The organism is Vibrio sp. V30_P3S12P165 (assembly GCF_009904905.1).
Classification (GTDB): domain Bacteria; phylum Pseudomonadota; class Gammaproteobacteria; order Enterobacterales; family Vibrionaceae; genus Vibrio; species Vibrio fujianensis.
Window position 1 is genome coordinate 25126 of the sequence record NZ_WXWH01000004.1, and the last position, 17958, is coordinate 43083.

17 protein-coding genes are annotated in these 17958 nt (G+C 43.0%); 12 read left to right on the forward strand and 5 right to left on the reverse strand.

The window, feature by feature from the left end; genetic code table 11:
* Nucleotides 1-45: 45 nt before the first annotated feature.
* The 6 genes from CAG57_RS00515 (at nt 46) to CAG57_RS00540 (ending at nt 5805) form a co-directional block, all read left to right on the forward strand.
* The gene (locus tag CAG57_RS00515; RefSeq protein ID WP_099611191.1) at nt 46-231 is read left to right on the forward strand and encodes a hypothetical protein; all 186 of its coding nucleotides are present in this window, start codon (nt 46-48) and stop codon (nt 229-231) included.
* A gap of 214 nt (nt 232-445) precedes the next feature.
* On the forward strand, nt 446-1825 hold the full coding sequence (locus CAG57_RS00520; protein WP_161427810.1) for a YcjX family protein: 1380 nt from the start codon (nt 446-448) through the stop codon (nt 1823-1825).
* Nucleotides 1822-2844: a YcjF family protein gene (locus CAG57_RS00525; RefSeq protein ID WP_161427811.1), complete on the forward strand. Its 1023-nt coding sequence runs from the start codon at nt 1822-1824 to the stop codon at nt 2842-2844. The genes CAG57_RS00520 and CAG57_RS00525 overlap by 4 nt, the downstream gene beginning before the upstream one ends.
* A gap of 307 nt (nt 2845-3151) precedes the next feature.
* Nucleotides 3152-4696 carry a transcriptional regulator TyrR gene (gene tyrR / locus CAG57_RS00530; RefSeq protein WP_161427812.1) on the forward strand — a complete coding sequence of 515 codons (1545 nt, stop codon included), beginning with the start codon at nt 3152-3154 and terminating at the stop codon, nt 4694-4696.
* Nucleotides 4696-5277 (forward strand): ribosomal protein S5-alanine N-acetyltransferase, encoded by a 582-nt coding sequence (gene rimJ, locus CAG57_RS00535; RefSeq protein ID WP_099611195.1) that lies wholly within the window; start codon nt 4696-4698, stop codon nt 5275-5277. Before tyrR ends, rimJ begins: the two co-directional genes overlap by 1 nt.
* Nucleotides 5278-5331: 54 nt before the next feature.
* Entirely contained in the window at nt 5332-5805 is a 474-nt protein-coding gene (locus tag CAG57_RS00540; protein ID WP_161427813.1) for a DUF2947 domain-containing protein, read from the forward strand.
* Nucleotides 5806-5902: 97 nt separating this feature from the next.
* Here the strand turns inward: CAG57_RS00540 and CAG57_RS00545 are convergent, their stop codons facing one another.
* The 3 genes from CAG57_RS00545 to CAG57_RS00555 all read right to left on the reverse strand — a co-directional run bounded on the left by CAG57_RS00545 (nt 5903) and on the right by CAG57_RS00555 (nt 10229).
* The gene (locus CAG57_RS00545; protein ID WP_161427814.1) at nt 5903-6769 is read right to left on the reverse strand and encodes an EamA family transporter; all 867 of its coding nucleotides are present in this window, start codon (nt 6767-6769) and stop codon (nt 5903-5905) included.
* A gap of 437 nt (nt 6770-7206) precedes the next feature.
* Nucleotides 7207-8430, reverse strand: coding sequence for an alanine racemase (alr, locus tag CAG57_RS00550; RefSeq protein ID WP_161427171.1), 1224 nt, complete (start codon nt 8428-8430; stop codon nt 7207-7209).
* 167 nt (nt 8431-8597) lie between these two features.
* On the reverse strand, nt 8598-10229 hold the full coding sequence (locus CAG57_RS00555) for a methyl-accepting chemotaxis protein (RefSeq protein WP_161427170.1): 1632 nt from the start codon (nt 10227-10229) through the stop codon (nt 8598-8600).
* Between the two features lie 452 nt (nt 10230-10681).
* Here CAG57_RS00555 and CAG57_RS00560 point away from each other — a divergent pair, with 452 nt between their 5' ends.
* Genes CAG57_RS00560 through CAG57_RS00570 form a run of 3 tightly spaced genes read left to right on the forward strand, consistent with a single transcriptional unit; the run spans nt 10682 to nt 13925 of the window.
* A complete protein-coding gene (locus CAG57_RS00560) occupies nt 10682-12103 on the forward strand; it encodes an SLC13 family permease (RefSeq protein WP_099611199.1) in 1422 nt (473 codons plus the stop codon).
* A 24-nt stretch (nt 12104-12127) separates the two neighbouring features.
* Nucleotides 12128-13462, forward strand: coding sequence for an ATP-binding protein (locus CAG57_RS00565; RefSeq protein WP_161428036.1), 1335 nt, complete (start codon nt 12128-12130; stop codon nt 13460-13462).
* Complete coding sequence (locus CAG57_RS00570; protein ID WP_161428035.1) at nt 13449-13925, forward strand: response regulator; 477 nt, start codon at nt 13449-13451, stop codon at nt 13923-13925. Before CAG57_RS00565 ends, CAG57_RS00570 begins: the two co-directional genes overlap by 14 nt.
* A 51-nt stretch (nt 13926-13976) precedes the next feature.
* On the opposite strand, the gene nqrM is transcribed toward CAG57_RS00570, so the two are convergent.
* Both nqrM and CAG57_RS00580 read right to left on the reverse strand, forming a co-directional pair.
* Nucleotides 13977-14189, reverse strand: coding sequence for a (Na+)-NQR maturation NqrM (gene nqrM / locus CAG57_RS00575; RefSeq protein ID WP_099611200.1), 213 nt, complete (start codon nt 14187-14189; stop codon nt 13977-13979).
* 14 nt (nt 14190-14203) lie between these two features.
* Nucleotides 14204-14671 (reverse strand): NifB/NifX family molybdenum-iron cluster-binding protein, encoded by a 468-nt coding sequence (locus CAG57_RS00580; protein ID WP_099611201.1) that lies wholly within the window; start codon nt 14669-14671, stop codon nt 14204-14206.
* A 396-nt stretch (nt 14672-15067) separates the two neighbouring features.
* On the opposite strand from CAG57_RS00580, the gene CAG57_RS00585 reads away from it, so the two are divergent.
* The 3 genes from CAG57_RS00585 (at nt 15068) to prpC (ending at nt 17944) form a co-directional block, all read left to right on the forward strand.
* Nucleotides 15068-15757 (forward strand): GntR family transcriptional regulator, encoded by a 690-nt coding sequence (locus CAG57_RS00585; RefSeq protein WP_161428034.1) that lies wholly within the window; start codon nt 15068-15070, stop codon nt 15755-15757.
* 16 nt (nt 15758-15773) lie between these two features.
* Nucleotides 15774-16673 carry a methylisocitrate lyase gene (gene prpB / locus CAG57_RS00590; RefSeq protein ID WP_161428033.1) on the forward strand — a complete coding sequence of 300 codons (900 nt, stop codon included), beginning with the start codon at nt 15774-15776 and terminating at the stop codon, nt 16671-16673.
* Between the two features lie 140 nt (nt 16674-16813).
* Nucleotides 16814-17944 carry a bifunctional 2-methylcitrate synthase/citrate synthase gene (prpC, locus tag CAG57_RS00595; protein ID WP_161428032.1) on the forward strand — a complete coding sequence of 377 codons (1131 nt, stop codon included), beginning with the start codon at nt 16814-16816 and terminating at the stop codon, nt 17942-17944.
* Nucleotides 17945-17958: the final 14 nt, after the last annotated feature.

The following is a 17958-nucleotide window of genomic DNA, read 5'->3' on the forward strand; positions in this document are numbered from 1 at the left end:
GGCTGTTAACCCTAAAACAACTCATTGAATTTTCAGGAGAAGAACATGCCGCGATTTATCCGTTTTTTGCAAATGTTGATAGCGATTATCATTGGTGTTTTTCTAATGTATGACCTCATTCTTCACGGAGTTGGTCTGTTTGATAATAAATACGTCATTATTTCTAGTGTGCTATTTGTTTTATTACAGGTGAGCTTGTTTGTGATTTATAAATTAATTGAAGACGATTAATTTTGTTGGTGACAGTTTCATCGTTTTTATCTCGTAGTAACCGTTTTCGAGTATTCAACGTTTTCGAGCGATTGTTACCCGCAATATCGCTCTCGTTGGACTTAAGGTGCGGTAGTTTTTTTACTAAGTTTACTTATCTTTGTTTAGTTATCTTTTTATCGTCTCTAATGATCGTTTCTAACAAGCAAATATCGGAACAAGGTGGGAGTTATTCATGAAGCACATTGCTCAAGAAGTCAGTGATCTGATCCATCGAGGATTGGATTCCCATGTGCGCTTGGCCGTAACGGGGCTGTCTCGAGCGGGTAAAACGGCATTTATTAGTTCGTTAGTTAACCAATTACTGCACATTTCTACCCATGAGCAACTGCCTCTATTTTCAGCGGTGAGAGACAAACGTATTATTGGTGCTAAGCGTGTACCACAAAGTAACTTAATGGTTCCTCGTTTTAGTTATGATGAGGCGATGGAACAACTTCAGCAATCCCCTGCGAGGTGGCCGGTTCCGACGCGTGATGTCAGTGAAATACGCTTAGCGATTAAATATCGTTCAGAAAAACGCAGCAAGCGATTATTAAGCGGTACTAGTACCCTCTATCTTGATATTGTGGATTATCCGGGGGAATGGTTACTGGACTTGCCGCTATTAGATATGGATTTTATAACATGGTCTAAGCTGCAAATGAATGCGCTGCACGGCATTCGAGCTGAATTAGCCAAACCATGGTTGCGTGAACTTGAGGCATTGGATCTGAATCAGGAAGCGGATGAAAAAACGCTAGCGCATATTGCTTCGTTATATACCGATTACCTCCATCAATGTAAGCTGCAAGGGTTACATTGGGTTCAGCCGGGGCGTTTTGTCTTACCGGGAGAGTTAGCTGGAGCTCCTGTTTTGCAATTTTTTCCCTGTCAGATCACTGAAGAGGAAGAGATACCGGTTAAAAATTCCATGTTAGAATTGCTTAATATCCGCTACCAAGAGTATAAAAATAAAGTTGTTAAGGCATTTTATAAGCATCATTTCTCTACTTTTGACCGACAAATTGTGTTGGTAGATTGCTTATCACCGTTGAATGCTGGGTATGAATCTTTTATGGATATGCGTGGAGCGATCGAGCAAATAATGCACAGCTTTCGTTATGGTCGAAACGGACTTCTTCATCGTTTATTTGCGCCTAAAATTGATAAAATTCTGTTTGCGGCTACTAAGGCAGATCATGTTACGCCAGATCAACATCCCAACATGGTTTCACTATTGCAACAAATGATTCATCCGGCATGGCAGTATGCTGCGTATGAAAATATCACTATGAGCTGTATCAGTCTGGCTTCAATTAGAGCGACTTGTTCCGGCTATATTGAAACAAATCAGATAAAATCAGCGGCGATTCAAGGTACCAATTTGGCGGGAGAAAGTATCACACTTTTCCCCGGTGAAGTGCCTAAAAAATTACCTCAACCGAATTATTGGCATCAACATCAGTTTGATTTTGTTGATTTTCGTCCCATGTCGACAGATGCCGATCAACCTTGCCAGCATATCCGGATGGATAAAGCATTAGAAATTTTGTTAGGAGACAAGCTGAAATGAGTGATTTAAAAAGTAAGCAGGTCTTTCAACAGTCCCTTAAACAGGATGAAATGACAGAAACACTAACCCGTAAAATTGCTTTTGCCGAGCAAGAGCGGTTTATACCTGAAGTGATGGCTGAAGAAGAAGGGGAGGTAGAAGTTAAACTTGAACAGCTCATTCGCCCTTCTCACAGAAGAAAAAGGGTGATCGTTAGCTTGTTTATTTTATTTTCGGGCTTAATTGGCTGGCAAGCCATCGATTCTATCTGGTCATCGTTTCAAGCCGCTAACTGGCTTAATTTAGCATGGAGTGGTTTTTTAACTGGCTTAGCAGGATTCGGCATAACTAGTATTGCGAAAGAACTTTGGAAACTACGTAAACTTCGTCAGCATTTTTCTGTGCAAGAACAGGCTGAAAATCTTATTTTGCAAGATGCTGTTGGTCAAGGGGGCCCATTTTGTGAAATGTTAGCTCAGCATGCACAGATCAATCAGCAGAGTGTGGCTTATCAGCGCTGGCAAACTAGCGTCAATAGCAGCCATAGTGATGCGGATATTATTCAGCTTTACGATGCAATGGTGATCAGTGAGCAAGATAAAAAAGCTACTCAGATTGTTTCACGCCATGCAAGCGAGGCGGCTGTATTTGTTGCCGTCAGTCCATTGGCGTTAATTGATATGTTGTTTGTTGCTTGGCGTAACTTGACCATGATAGAGCAACTCGCGAGTGTGTATGGCATTGAGCTTGGTTACTGGTCGCGCTTACAGCTATTTAAAACCGTATTGATTAATATGGCGTTAGCCGGAGCCAGTGAAATGGCAATTGATAGCAGCATGGATATGTTATCCATGGATTTAACTAAAAAAATATCGGCGCGAATTGGACAAGGGATTGGGGTTGGGTTATTGACGGCTCGATTAGGGTTAAAAGCCATGGCTTTGCTTCGTCCTTTGCCTTGGCAACCAGAGCGGGCGGTAAAATTGCGTGAAATTCGCCAACAAATTATGGCAAAGATAACGAAGTTAGTAACTAAATAGCCAGTATCCCCTTGCTACTTGAAGCTACAGGGGGGCTACGTTCGTTCACATAGCCTAACTATGCTCATGGAGATGATGAGAGCCATCTGTGGCTCTCATCAAAGGCCAGCCTACGGCTGTTCAAATTTGTTCCAGATAAATTTGTCACTCACTTGCCGCCTACCAGCAACGCCAAGTTATTTGGGTATCGTCGATTTTTCAGATCGGCTTCTCTAATAATTTTACTGAGAATTACTTGACCCTTTTTATGCCTTGATAGACACTAGTGTCAACTTTTCGTGACACTTTCTGACTAGGATACAATTCAGTGCGCCTTGAAGTCATTTGTGAAGACAGACTTGGGTTAACCCGAGAGCTGCTTGATATTCTCGCCTCTAAAAACATCGATCTTCGAGGGATCGAAATCGATGTGGTTGGCATTATTTACCTGAACTGCCCCGATATTGATTTTGATACTTTTAGTGAGCTTATGGCCGAAATTCGCCGTATTGCAGGGGTAAAAGATGTCCGTAAAATCCAGTTTATGCCGATGGAGAGACATAATACGGAATTGATATCATTGCTTAATAACCTCCCTGATGCGGTATTAGCTATCGATTTAAAAGGCGCTATTGATATGGCGAATCAAAGCGCTTTAACTCTATTTAATAAAAAACGTCATGAAATGATTGGCCGACCAATCACCCAATTACTGCCTGCCTTCAACTTTTCGCGCTGGGTCGAAGGTAGCAAAGCTCGCATACGAGAAGAGCTAGTCATTGACGGTCTAGACTACCGGATGGAGTTAATGCCAGTTTATATTCGTGATGAATCCGCGCAATCGACATTGGCTAGCGGCATGATGATCTTACGTGCTCAGCTCGCTTCATTGCAACAAGATATGAGCATTTCTGAGCATAATAACTTAGGTTTTGAACACTTTGTAGGGGTGTCGAATCGTCATAAATCACTGATAAATCATGCGAAAAAATTAGCCATGTTGGATCAGCCGCTTCTCATCGAAGGGGAAACAGGAACTGGGAAAGAGATGCTAGCCCGGGCTTGTCATCACCGTTCACATCGTTCTAATTTGCCTTTCTTAGTGTTGAGTTGTGCTTCTATGCCAGATGATGCTGCTGAAACAGAACTTTTTGGGCATGCCCCCGGTTCATTCAACCATCAACAGGGGCACAAAGGTATTTTTGAACAAGCCAACGGTGGAACTGTATTTCTTGATGAAATTGGTGAAATGAGCCCACATCTGCAGATTAAACTACTGCGTTTTTTACAAGATGGCACGTTTCGTCGGGTTGGTGAAGAGCATGAAATGCATGTTGATGTTCGCGTTATTGCGTCGACTCGTCACCATCTTGCGACGCTTGCCGAATCGGGACAATTCCGAGAAGACCTATTTTATCGCTTAAACGTGCTGAGCGTGCGGATTCCTCCGTTGCGTGAGCGGCCGAGTGACATCCAGCCATTATTAGAGCTGTTTATTGCCAAACATACGCAAAAATTAGCAATGGCTAAACCTAAATTGGCTGAAGATCTCTTAGAGCAACTGATCCATTATCCTTGGCCGGGGAATATGCGTCAATTGGATAATATGGTGTTACGTGCTTTGACCGAAATGCCCGATAACCTTTTACGGGTTGACTATTTTCATCTCCCCCCATGGGAAGCGAATGCAACTGGCCTAGCTAGTGTCAACCTAGACGGTTCACTTGATGAAATCATGAAAGAGTATGAAGCACAAATACTGGACAAGCTATACCAATCTTTTCCTTCTAGCCGGAAATTAGCTAAACGGCTAAATGTCTCTCATACCTCAATTGCTAATAAATTACGTGATTATGGGATAAGGAAACGTTGATGAATGTGCCATTTTATTCTGTTTATCAAACGGATGGTGAAATTGTTGTAAGAACCGCAAGACGAGAAGATGCATTGATGATCGTGCAATATTTTACCGTCAACCGTGAGTACCTCAAACCATGGGAGCCCAAACGAGACGATGCGTTTTTTCAGGTCAGTGGATGGCAGAAAAAGCTGATGAAGTTGGATGAGTTACATAAGCTTGCGTTGGGTTATTATTTACTGATTATGGATGCCAAAAATCAAACCATGCTGGGGACCATTTCATTTAGTAATTTAACCCGTTTCCCTTTTTATGCCTGTCATGTTGGGTACTCATTAGCTGAAGATGTTCAGGGGCGTTACATCATGACTCGAGCATTGGCGATGGCATGCCAATATTTGTTTGAAGAACAACATATGCACCGAATTATGGCGGCCTATATGCCACATAATGTTCGTAGTGCCGCTGTTTTGGAGCGACTCGGGTTTGTTCGTGAAGGCGTGGCGAAAGATTACCTGTTGATTGATGGACAATGGCAAGATCATGTACTCACTTCATTAGTCAATACGCATTGGACATCCAATTTAGCAAAATAACTCTTTATTTACTCTCCGATCAATGTTGATTGGACCAACGTCTAAGGACATTTCATGTCGTATTTGCCTTTGGAACAATACCCAAGAAAATGGATTTTTACTCATCAGTCAATGCCGATACCTGCGGAAGACTTAGCTCAGATCAAGCCAATGACTGCCACGCGTTCGGCCCAGTTTTGGCAAGAAAATATCAGTGCGCAAAGCCCTGATGCTGATCGGTTTAGCTCTCAAGATTGGCCAAGTAAACCGGGCCATTGGATAGAGCAAGTCGATTGGATCAGTGAATGGGAAAGTGATGAAGACTCACTACCACAAGCAATTTTAACGTATATAAATTGGCAAGATGATGTCACCGTCTACTTTTGTTATGAGAAATATAATGTCATTGAAACGAAGTGGTCATTGTTTAAACGGCATTGGAAAAACTTTCTTTTTTACGATGATGGGCCAATATTACTGGGGCGTCGTCGTACGGAAGCACTTTGGTTTCACACCGATGGTACCGCAAAACTTGGCCAGCGAGCGTAAATAACTCGGGCCAATAAAATGGCTGCATTGTCAATTCTCATTACGGCAAGACTCATCACGGGTATTTATTGCATGATTTAAGGCGCAAGTCTGCGCCTTAAGTGCTGTACTTTTTCCGCTGAGCGCTTAATGTACTTCCCATAGAGGCGCTAATGATCAAGCTAATGGCTAACCATTGTGATAGAGCTAGCTGTTCATGAAGAATAAGGAACCCAGCCATAGCTGCAATGGCTGGCTCTAAACTCATCATGACACTAAAATGTTGGGTAGAAAGTCGTTTTAACGCTAGCATCTCTAGGCTGTATGGGAGTGCACTAGAGAGTAGGGCAATGGTTAATGCCATGGGTAAAATGGACCACGTAAAAATACTCGATTCTGCCGTCATGACCCCAATCGGGAAGATAATCACCGCTGCGACGGTCATGCCAATGGCGACGGTCATACCGCCTGATCCAACTCGCCCCGCCCGTTGACCAAACCAAATGTACCCAGCCCAACAGCAGCCCGCACTAAGTGCGAGTAAAACACCAATAGGATCTAATGCGTCTGAACTGGTCATGTCTGGTAAAAGTAGTAACATGCCACAAATCGCAAATGCAACCCAAACGATATCCAGTTTACGTTTTGAAGAAAAGAGCGCGAGCAGTAAGGGGCCAGAAAATTCCAGTGCCACCCCAATGCCGAGAGGAATACGCTCAATCGCAAAATAGAATAAAATCTGCATTCCTCCTAAGCTCGCACCATAAATGATCATGGATCGCCATTGTGAGAGGCTCAGTGAAACTCGCCAAGGACGAAAAACAATAAGCAGGATCAGTGCAGCAAGGCTAATTCTAAGAGCAACTGTGCCTCCCGGACCAACAATTGGAAAAAGTTGTTTCGCGAGCGATGAGCCAGATTGAATAGCCATCATAGCGATAAGGAGATAACCCACCGCGATGAGTATTGGATATTTTTGAGTCATAAGTCTCTTTGATTTGAAATTATTGTGTCATAAACAAGGGATAACCGTATCGAGATATTATTCCTTTAATTGACAACGGTTCGAATGGATGATCTTAATTTTTATCTTATTTTATCGAATCACTTCTACAATTAGGGAAAAAATAAGACGATGATCTATTCTGCATGAATTTAAATAAATCGCAATGTAATGACCCGGTTGTTTTTAAGTTAAAAATAAAAAACCTAGCTAAAAACAAGTTGTTTATTTAGCTAGGTTCGATTAAGCACGATACGGTTACCTGCCTTAACCGACTGGACTGGCTAACCTTTGATGAGAGCCACGGATGGCTCTCATCATCCCCATGGCATAGACAGGGGTCATGTGATTGGGGTGAACGAACATAGTCACCCCCCCTGCAGCTTCAAGTAGGAAGGGAGGGTATAGCAAGTATCGACTTACTTGACATAAAGTCTTGGATTCGACGTGCCCCAAAGTGTGTATAGTTCAGGAAAAATCACATCACTATTCTTTTCCATTTGATCTGCTGTGATCCGTTTTTTCCCTTGTGCGCCGAATAAAACAACTTCTTGCCCGGGTAGAACACCTTTGATCTCTGACACATCAATCATCGTTGTATTCATTGAAGTCACGCCAACAACATTTGCCCACTGCCCATTGACTAATACTTGCGATTGGTTACCCATTTTTCGAGGATAACCGTCGGAATAACCGACAGGAAGGTTTGCTAATATCCGCTCACTTTGAGTGGTATGAGTACTATCATAACCGACGGTTGTACCGGCAGGGACATGGTGAAGAGAGGCGATGCGTGTTTTAAATGAGATAATTGATGGATATTCTGGATTGGTCGGTAAATCCCCATAGAGTACGCCACCGGGACGAACCATATCGAGTTGTGCTTCAGGAACATTGAGTGCGGTGTATGAATTGGCCACATGAAATGCAACCTGCTCACGAGTTAATGGGCTTTGTTCAACTAACCAATTCGCATGTTGATTAAAGCGCGTCAATTTTTGTTTAATTTCATCAGCGTGATAGTTAGGAAAGTGCGTCATTATACCAACAATTGTTAGTCCTTTTGCATTGACAATATCCCGAGCTTCTTTCCGGCCTATATCATTGCTCATGTCGATCCCATTACGCCCCATTCCTCCATCATTTAAAGCAAGGTGAACCTTGATTGGAGAAGATAATTGTTGACCTAACGTTGCGATGGCATCGGCTTGAGATTTTGTTCCAATTAGCTCTTCAACATTGAGGTCTGCGACGGCTTTGATTTCATCTAAAGTCGCCGAGCGAACGCGCATTAATTGCCCACTAAAACCACTTTCACGCACAGCACGAGCTTCGGCATTACTGGTGATTGCGACACAAGGGATCTCTTGTTCGATAATGGTAGGTATTAAACCGCGAATCCCGTTGCCATATGCATCCGCTTTCATTACGGCGCAAATTTTACTGCTGGGCTTAATATGCGACTTAAATTGCTCAATATTTGCTTTAAATTGACTGAGGTTAATTTCCAACCAAGCATTGGATTGAGCAATTTCAGCTTTAGAAGGTAAAGATTCGGCTAACGCGAGTGGTGCTGAATGCCCGATAACTGGAGTAAAAGAAGTAGCGATAGCAAGTGAAAGCAATGTGGCTTTAAAACGCATAGAGTCTCCTAGCGATGATTAATGGTGATAGATGACTTCGGGGTGTCGTAAATGATAGCTTGTTTTTTTATGCTCACGCAAATTTAATGCTGTTTTTATCTGTTTTTAAATATAATCGCCTAAATATGGTTTTTATTTAGGCGATTTCAGCATTTTAAGCGGATAGGCTATTGCAGCTTGAAGCGAGTCATTGCATTTTGTAATGAAATAGAAAGTTGAGCGAGTTCGTTACAAGCTTGAGCGGTCTGATTCGCCCCTTCAGCGACTTCTTGTGACGCTAAGTGAATATTTTCAATATTACGGGTGAGTTCATCAGCAACGGAATCTTGTTGACTACAAGCGCTGGCAATTTGAGCCCCCATATCGGCGACTTGAGCGATAGATTGTTCAATAGAGTGCATCAATTGCTGTGAATGGTTACCCTGTTCGACACAGTGTTCAATACTGTTACACGATCGATCCGTTCCTTCTTTTGCTTCTTTAGCCATTGCTTGTAGTTTTTCAATGATAGAGGTGATTTCACCGGTTGAATCTTGCGTGCGGGCCGCTAATGTGCGCACTTCGTCTGCCACGACGGCAAATCCGCGACCAGATTCCCCAGCTCGGGCGGCTTCGATGGCGGCATTTAGGGCAAGTAAATTGGTTTGATCCGCAATGCCGCGAATCACATCGACGATCATATTAATTTGATTCGATTGCTGTTCTAATTCTGCGACAGTTTGGCCGGTTTGAGTGATCACCTCAGCCACCTGAGCTATTGCGCTGACCATCTGCTTATTATCTTTGGCCCCGTCTTGGACACTTCGATTGGTCATATCAATTTCTTGAGCGGTATTTTCCGTATTGTCGGCAACATCAGCCACAGCGGCTTTCATTTCACTCATTGCGGTGGCAACTTGGGTAATTTGATCTTGTTGCTCTTGCATACCTTGAGCCGATAATGACGAAATTTGGGTCATTTCTTCGACTGAACTGCCTAATTGTGTCACTGCTGAAATGGTTTCTTCGATCAATTGACGTAAATTATTTTGCATAGCGATTGACGCATCAGCCAGCTCTCCCAGCTCATCATTACCGATCGCTGAGCGGTTTAATGCTTTTGATAGATCGCCCTTAGCAATGGCATTGGATTGATCGACAACGAGTTTCAATGGTTGGCAAATAATACGCGTGAGGAAGTAAGTAATTATCACCATAAAAGCAATAATTAACCCATTGATGACACTCGAGCTGGTATTGATTCGTGCTACTGCGGAAATAATATAATCTTTATTTCCGTCCATCGCCTGCTTCAGTATGGTAGATAACTGTTTGATCTGTGACTCTATGGTTTGAAATTCAGCCAAAGACTGATCGAGTAATTGATGTGCTTGCGATGAATTTTTTTCTGCTAACGCCTGATTAAACTTAACCATGGTTTGACTATAGTTGTTCCATCGAGTCATTAACTGGTTGAAAAGGCGTTCTTCTTCACCCGGCCAAACATCTTCGCCATATTTTTTAAGGGCGATGTCTATTTTTTGTTGTAGCTGGCGGCTTTGATTAAGGCGTCGAGTGACTTCAGCGCTATCATCGGTCAATAACGAGGCAAATTGAGTGCGACGCCAATAAGAAAGGTTTGCTTCTATTTCATCGACGGATTCATAGGCAGGAAAGGTATCTTCAGTAAAATTAACAAGTTGATTTTGAATTTCTTTGTGTTCTACATGTAAGAACCAAGCGAAAATAATGTTAATCAGTGCAATAAGGCCAAATCCACTGGCTAGCTTTTTACTGATGGATAGATTTTTTAGAAACATGAATAAGTTACCTTAGTTTGGGTTGATTCGATTAATACCAAACACAACTCCTTCGTGAACCGTTTCCATTTTGGTGTAAAACACCAATCGGGCATCCTTTGTGTTGATTCTTACCTAGAAAACCGCGCATGCTATCATGAATTTTATTATTAGTGATGATAAATATAAGAGTAGCCAATAAATTCATTTTTTCCCGAAATTTAAGCGTAAAAAATGTATACAAATGCGAGAAAATTGAGATCTAAAGGGATAATTTGTTACTAGTTATTGAAAGTTATAGATATACGTTGATCTATACCTAAGTATTTTTTCTTCACATTGGCATAATCACCTTATGCTTGAAAGAGATAACCGGTGTGCAAGTTTATGGCATGCTAAACATCTTCAGGCGATAAAAAAAGAATTCTAGCGACCACGACTGGTACTTTGCAACGTTCTCAGGAAGAGTGAAGATGATACGTCCTTATCTGAAATTTATAATCCCGATAGCCATTCCACTACTCATATTATGGTTACCTTTGTCCGCTTTTCCCTTTGAGGGGTTAACCATCATTCAACAACGGGTGATTGCGATTTTCTTACTAGCGGCTCTGTTATGGGTGTTTGAACCGATTCCTATTTACGCCACATCGGTCGTTATCATTGTGTTAGAGCTTCTCATGTTGTCGGATAAGGGGTTGTGGTTATTTAGACTTCAGCAAGAACAGCCAGAATTTGGCGGCTTACTTCGACATAATGAGATTATGGCTACCTTTGCTAGCCCCATAATTATGCTGTTCTTGGGAGGGTTCTTCTTGGCTATGGCGGCAACAAAATATCGTTTGGATGTCAATTTAGCGCGCGTGTTGCTTAAGCCATTTGGACAGGATCCTAAATTTGTTATGTTAGGACTGATGTTGATCACAGGTGTGTTTTCAATGTTTATGTCCAATACCGCGACCACAGCAATGATGTTATCCATACTCACTCCGGTCATTGCGGTGTTTGGCCCTAAAGACCCCGGTCGAGTTGCATTTGCTTTATGTATCCCTGTTGCGGCGAATATTGGTGGAATAGGAACGCCGATTGGCACCCCTCCAAATGCGATTGCGTTGAAGTATCTAGTCGGTGATAACTTGATCACGTTTGGTGAGTGGATGGTTTTTGGGGTTCCGTTTGTCATTATTTTGATGGCGTTAGCTTGGCTACTAATTGGCTTTTTATACCGAGCGGAGCAAAAAACGATTGAACTCAGTATCAAAGGGAAGTTCCTGAAAACGCCAAGAGCTATCATTGTTTATATTACCTTTACTGCGACGATACTGCTGTGGTTGATGGGGTCAGTTCATGGCATGAACTCCTATACGGTCGCTTTAATTCCAGTCGCAATTTTTTCCGTGACCGGAATCATTAATAAAGAAGATCTGAAAAAGATTTCATGGGATGTCTTGTGGTTGGTATCTGGTGGTATTGCTTTAGGTCTGGCACTGGATAAAACCGGATTAGCCCATTTAATGGTACATAGCATTCCCTTTGATCAATATTCACCTTATATCGTTCTCTTTGGGGCCGCATTCTTATGTTTACTGATGGCTAATTTTATGTCACACACGGCAACCGCGAACTTATTGATGCCAATTATGGCAGCATTAGGGGCATCAATGACGTCATTGGCACCGTTAGGGGGAGAAGTAACGTTGATCCTGGTTGTGACTTTTGCCGCTTCGCTGGGGATGTCGCTACCGATCAGTACGCCACCGAATGCTTTGGCGCATGCTACCGGTAATGTGCAAAGCCACCAAATGGCTCGTACTGGTGCTATTTTAGGTGTCGTTGGGGTTTTGATGAGCTTTGTGATGATTTGGTTATTGCATGTGGTAGGTCATATTGGTTAATGGCGTTTGCCACGGGTAGGGTGTATGAATCCACAAGTACAGATTTTGGTCGAGCGCTATTTTGACAGTGAGCAGCGTCGGGTCATATTGCCAAGTGGTTCGATTGTCCTGCAGCAAAATGGCTATAATGATCGACTTTATTATGTAAAAGCTGGCGAGTTACTCGGACAGTTTTGTGAGAAAGAGGGGAAACCCATCACCGTATTTTCGGCCTCTGCAGGGGCTTTTATTGGTGTACATAGTTTCTTCTCTGGACATTGGATTGCGTCTTCAACGGTGATCGCTCAAACAGAGGTCGAATTAGGCTGGATCGATAGGCAAACACCGGTGGTTGATGAAGCGTTGTTTGGCTCATTAAGCTCTCAGTTTATGCCCGTTATTGTTGCTGAGCTTTCTCGTCGTCAGCGGCGGGCAATGCAAGAGGCGGTTGCGAAGGAGAAAGCGCTGGAACGGTTGCATATCGCTGAGCAGATGTCCACATTAGGCCAATTAGCGGCAGGGATTTCTCATGAACTCAATAATGCTATTGGGGTGGTGAGCAGTAAAACAGAACGTTTAGAATCTTTGTTCATTGAGTTATTGCAAGAAGTGCACCCTGAAGCCAGCCAGTTTTTTGATTTTGGCTTGCTTTATGGGCAAAAAGTATCTTCGGCTGAGGCTCGAAAAAGAGGTGCTCAATTTGCGCGTCGTTATCAACTCGCGCCTCATATAGCAAGAGAACTTGCTCGAGCGGTACCAGAAGAAACGCTATCAACTCATTGGCTTAATAATCCGCATTTAGCGATACGTTACTGGCAGATGGGGCGTGATTTGCATGATTTACGCCTCGCATCTAAACACGTGGTTGGTATTGTCAAATCAGTCAAACAGCTAGGACGCAATGAGATCCATCTCGATGAAGCCTTGGATCTTAATGAAACTCTCAATCGAGCGTTGGCCTTACTACAAAGTGATTTGCGCCGGGTGTCGGTGCGGATGCGCCCAGGAACACTACCTATTTTAAAAGGTTCACAGACAGAATGGGTACAAGTGTGGGTCAATATTATTAAAAATGCCTGTGATGCAATGGCTGAGACACCAAACCCTGAAATTGATATTCATACACGTTACAACAAACAACGGATTCTCATTACGATTGCGAATAATGGCCCAGAGATTAGTGAAGTCACTCGGCGAAAAATTTTCCAACCGAGTTTTACCACCAAGAAGCAGGGGTTATCCTTTGGCCTTGGTTTAGGCTTAGCTATCGTTAAGCGGATTACCGCCAGCTATGGGGGAAGCATTGCTGTTAAAAGCAACCATGAGAAAACGATTTTTAGGATCAAATTACCAGTCGAGGATGGATATGGAGAAGCTTAATATCATTTGTGTTGATGACCAGAGAGAAGTGTTGAGCGCAGTATTGCAAGACTTACAGCCATTAGCCCATTGGCTACAGATTGAAGATTGTGAATCGGCTGATGAAGTGCTGGCGTTGATGGATGAGCTAGATGCCGAAGGCGAATATATCGCAATGGTGATTTCTGACCATGTGATGCCCGGTAAAACGGGTGTCGAGTTACTTAAGGAAATCCATCAAGATCCTCGCTTTCTTAACACTAAGAAAGTATTGCTAACCGGGCAAGCAACACATAGCGATACCATCAATGCCATTAATACGGCGGGTATTCAGCGTTATTTTGATAAACCTTGGCATGGGGATGAGTTGATCGCATGTGTGAAGCAATTAGTGACCGAGTTTATTTTTGACAAAGGGCTTGATTATACCCAATGGCATCAAGAGTTAGATCAAACCGTGGTCTTAAATCGATTACGTTCTTAAGGTGCGGTTTCAGCGTGGGATATCTCTCTCACGCTGAGCTGATAGTTTGGTTTATTTTTGTTGCGATTTTTCTTGTGGTTCTTGAATCTGATATAAGGTTGTTTGGTGTTCTGCACAGGTGGTTTCGCAGTTACAGACCTTATCCACACCAACATTAGACAGCCCACCACAACTTCCTTGGATCGGTTTACGACGAGCCATAACACCAAGGCTCATCAGGATTATCATCAGTAAAAAAAATCCCACAGTGATTAAATAGATCATAACGCCACTCTCATCTATCGATGAATATTAAAAATACGTTGTAATTTATCCAACGTTCTTGGGTTTAGTTTAGTGCTTGAAGCGGAAGAGGTACAGGTAGATTTTTCATGGCAGCAACTATGCGATGCTTTATTGGGAGATGGACGTGCATAGTTTATGTCAGTAATTTCTTGCAGTTGGCTAAAATCTAACGCTTCAATTGGGCAGCGAGGCGGATAAGCAAAAACTTTAAAGCCTTTACTAAATAGCGTGGACAACATGGCTTGGCCGATATTTTTAACAACCACAGCTTGAACATTATGCTGTTGTAATAGGTTCAGCCGTGCCGATTTTTTTCCGCAATTTTTTTCTCCACCATCTAATAACGTGGGCATCTCGACGAGTTGTCGTTGCTGATTTTCAGTGTCTATCAGCATAAATGCAGGTGCTTTAGAAAAATGGTTACTCAGTTGATTATCTCGACAGGGAATTGCATAAATCATGATTTATTTCCTTCATCAAATACGATAAGTAATATTGTGCGTTAATTATTAGCATATGCCAATAAGTTTCTGTTTTTTGATACTGAACGGCGTTCTCTTTTACTTGCGAGTCACTCGAAAATAACCGATTTTGTTAACAATCTTGAGTGTGTTCAGATTTTTCTTATCATGAGCAATATCACATATCTTAAGTATTATTTTTATCATTTACCCTGTTCTATGATGTCTTCGAGCGATTTTTCCCTCGCGCGGAGAGCTGTCAATCATACGACCTTAGTCTAAATTGTCGACAATTGGCTTGATTGTCGACAATTTGATCGTTTATGTTGTGTTAGTGTTGTGGTTGTTAATGGAGTGTATGTGTGTTCTTGTTGGTCAGAAAGAAGAAAAGCAACGATGAATCGTGAATTAAACCGATCCCTAACGAGTGATAAAGAGTACACCAAATCAGAAAGCCTTACTGAATTTCTAATTGAAGCGATTGTGGCGGGCGAGATGGTGCCGGGCAGTAAAATCTCTGAGCCTGAGTTAGCAAAGCATTTTCAAGTTAGCAGAGGCCCATTACGTGAAGCTTTGATGCGGGTAGAAGGGTTAGGGCTTATTGAACGGATCCCTCATGTCGGCGCTCGGGTGATTCAATTTTCTCGTGAGAAGCTGCTTGATCTTTATGCAGTACGTGAAGCATTGGAGGGCATGGCAGCTCGTTTAGCAGCGCGACATATTACCGATATGGAATTAGCAGGTTTAGAAACGTTATTGTCGACACATTCTAAACATATTGATCAGGTCGATGGCGCTTCTTATTTTCATCAGCAAGGGGATTTTGATTTCCATTATCGGATTATTCAAGCCAGTCGTAATAGTCAGCTTATTGCACTGTTATGTGATGAGCTTTATCACCTGTTAAGGATGTATCGTTACCAATCGCCCCGAGCACATTCTCGCCCAGTGGAAGCATTAGAAGAACACAAATTTATTCTTCAGGCGATTCGTAATCGTGATGAAGAGTTGGCCGAGATGCTGATGCGTAGACACGTTGCCTACAGTCGTCGTTTGATTGAACAACAAATCCACCATGAAGCCTAAAATTAAGGAGAATCTTATGAGCTTAAGTCCGGGAGCCAAATTCAGGCTCGCTATTCAGTCCCATCATCCTTTACAAATTGTTGGTACGATTAATCCATATTGCGCCATGATGGCAAAAAAATTAGGGCATCAAGCGATTTATCTATCAGGTGGCGGTGTTGCTAATGCCTCATATGGTTTACCCGATCTTGGAATCACTACACTCAATGATGTGTTAGTCGATGTTGAACGCATTACCAATGCGTGTGACTTACCTTTGTTAGTCGACATTGATACTGGTTTTGGCGGAGCTTTTAACCTTGCTCGCACCATTAAGCTAATAGAAAAAGCTGGCGCTGCGGCGATACATATCGAAGATCAAGTCGCCCAAAAACGTTGTGGTCATCGCCCTAATAAAGCCATTGTCAGTGTCCAAGAAATGGTGGATCGAATCAAAACTGCCGTTGATGCGCGTGATAACCCAGAGTTTGTCATTATGGCACGCACTGACGCTCTGGCAGTCGAAGGGATGGACAGTGCAATTGAACGAGCGATCGCTTATGTACAAGCAGGAGCTGACATGATTTTCCCTGAAGCGATGACCGAGTTAAAACAGTATGATCAGTTTTCTGTTGCACTACATGCCGCGACAGGTAAGCGTGTGCCTATATTAGCCAATATTACCGAGTTTGGTCAGACGCCACTTTACAACACAGAGCAACTGGCCAAGGTGAATGTGGACATGGTGCTCTACCCACTCAGTGCGTTTCGCGCCATGAATAAAGCAGCCGAGATGGTCTACCGGCATTTGTTAGAGCAAGGTAATCAAGAAGCTTTATTGGAGACAATGCAAACTCGCAGTGAGTTGTATAAGTATCTTAATTATCACGGTTATGAAGAAAAACTCGATCAGCTGTTTTCTGACAACAATCATTAACCGAGAAGCTCTAAAAAGAGATTCACCATTCAATCCCTTAATCCAATAACGTGAAACCGCTGCACTATCAAGCAAAACGCGAAGCCCAAAGAGGTTGGTTCATCAAAGAATCTGAAGTGTAGCAAGAAAAGGAGTTCAACATGCCTTCTACTTCATTAGGTGGCGCGGGCCTGCGTGGTCAAAGCGCTGGAAGCACGGCACTATGTACGGTCGGAAAGACTGGAACAGGTTTAACCTACCGTGGTTATGACATCACGGATCTTGCTAATTATGCGCAATTTGAAGAAGTTGCCCATTTGCTGTTGGTGGGGCATTTACCCACGCAAAGCGAATTGGATCAATATAAAACACGCCTTATTCGTCTACGTGGCTTACCCCAAGCGTTAAAAGACGTTTTGGAGAAAATTCCGCCCCAAGCACATCCCATGGATGTGATGCGTACCGGATGCTCTATGTTAGGCAATTTAGAGACAGAACAAGATTTTTCCCAACAGTTGGCGGCGACAGAGCGCCTATTGGCACTGTTCCCTGCCATGATCTGTTATTGGTATCGATTCAGTCATGATGGGGTGCGCATTGATACGGAAGAGACGAGTGAAGATTCCCTCGGTGGCTATTTCTTAAAGATGCTGACCGATGAGGCCCCCTGTGACTTATTCAAACAAGTTATGCACTGCTCACTGATCTTATACGCTGAGCATGAGTTTAATGCTTCGACTTTTTCAGCTCGTGTTTGCGCTTCAACGTTATCAGATTTGCACTCTTGTATTACTGGGGCGATAGGCACCTTGCGAGGGCCACTCCATGGCGGGGCGAATGAAGCCGCCATGGCGATGATTGAGCCGTGGTCAACACCCGATGAAGCGGAGCAAGAGCTCCTACAAATGTTGGAAAACAAAGAGAAGATCATGGGCTTTGGCCATGCGATTTACCGAGAAAGTGACCCGCGTAATGCGTTGATTAAACGCTGGTCAAAAGCGTTATCCGAACACGTTGGAGATATGCATCTTTATGCTGTTTCGGAGCGGGTGGAAGCGGTGATGAAGCGGGAGAAGGGGCTGTTCTGTAATGCCGATTTTTTTCATGCCTCGGCTTACCATTTTATGGGAATCCCAACCAAATTATTTACGCCTATTTTTGTTATGAGCCGTTTAACCGGATGGGCCGCACACCTCTATGAACAGCGCGCTAACAACCGCATTATTCGTCCGAGCGCCGATTATATCGGGCCAGATCACCAGCAATGGATTCCCATTGAACAGCGTGGTTAGTGTGCGGGAGTGAC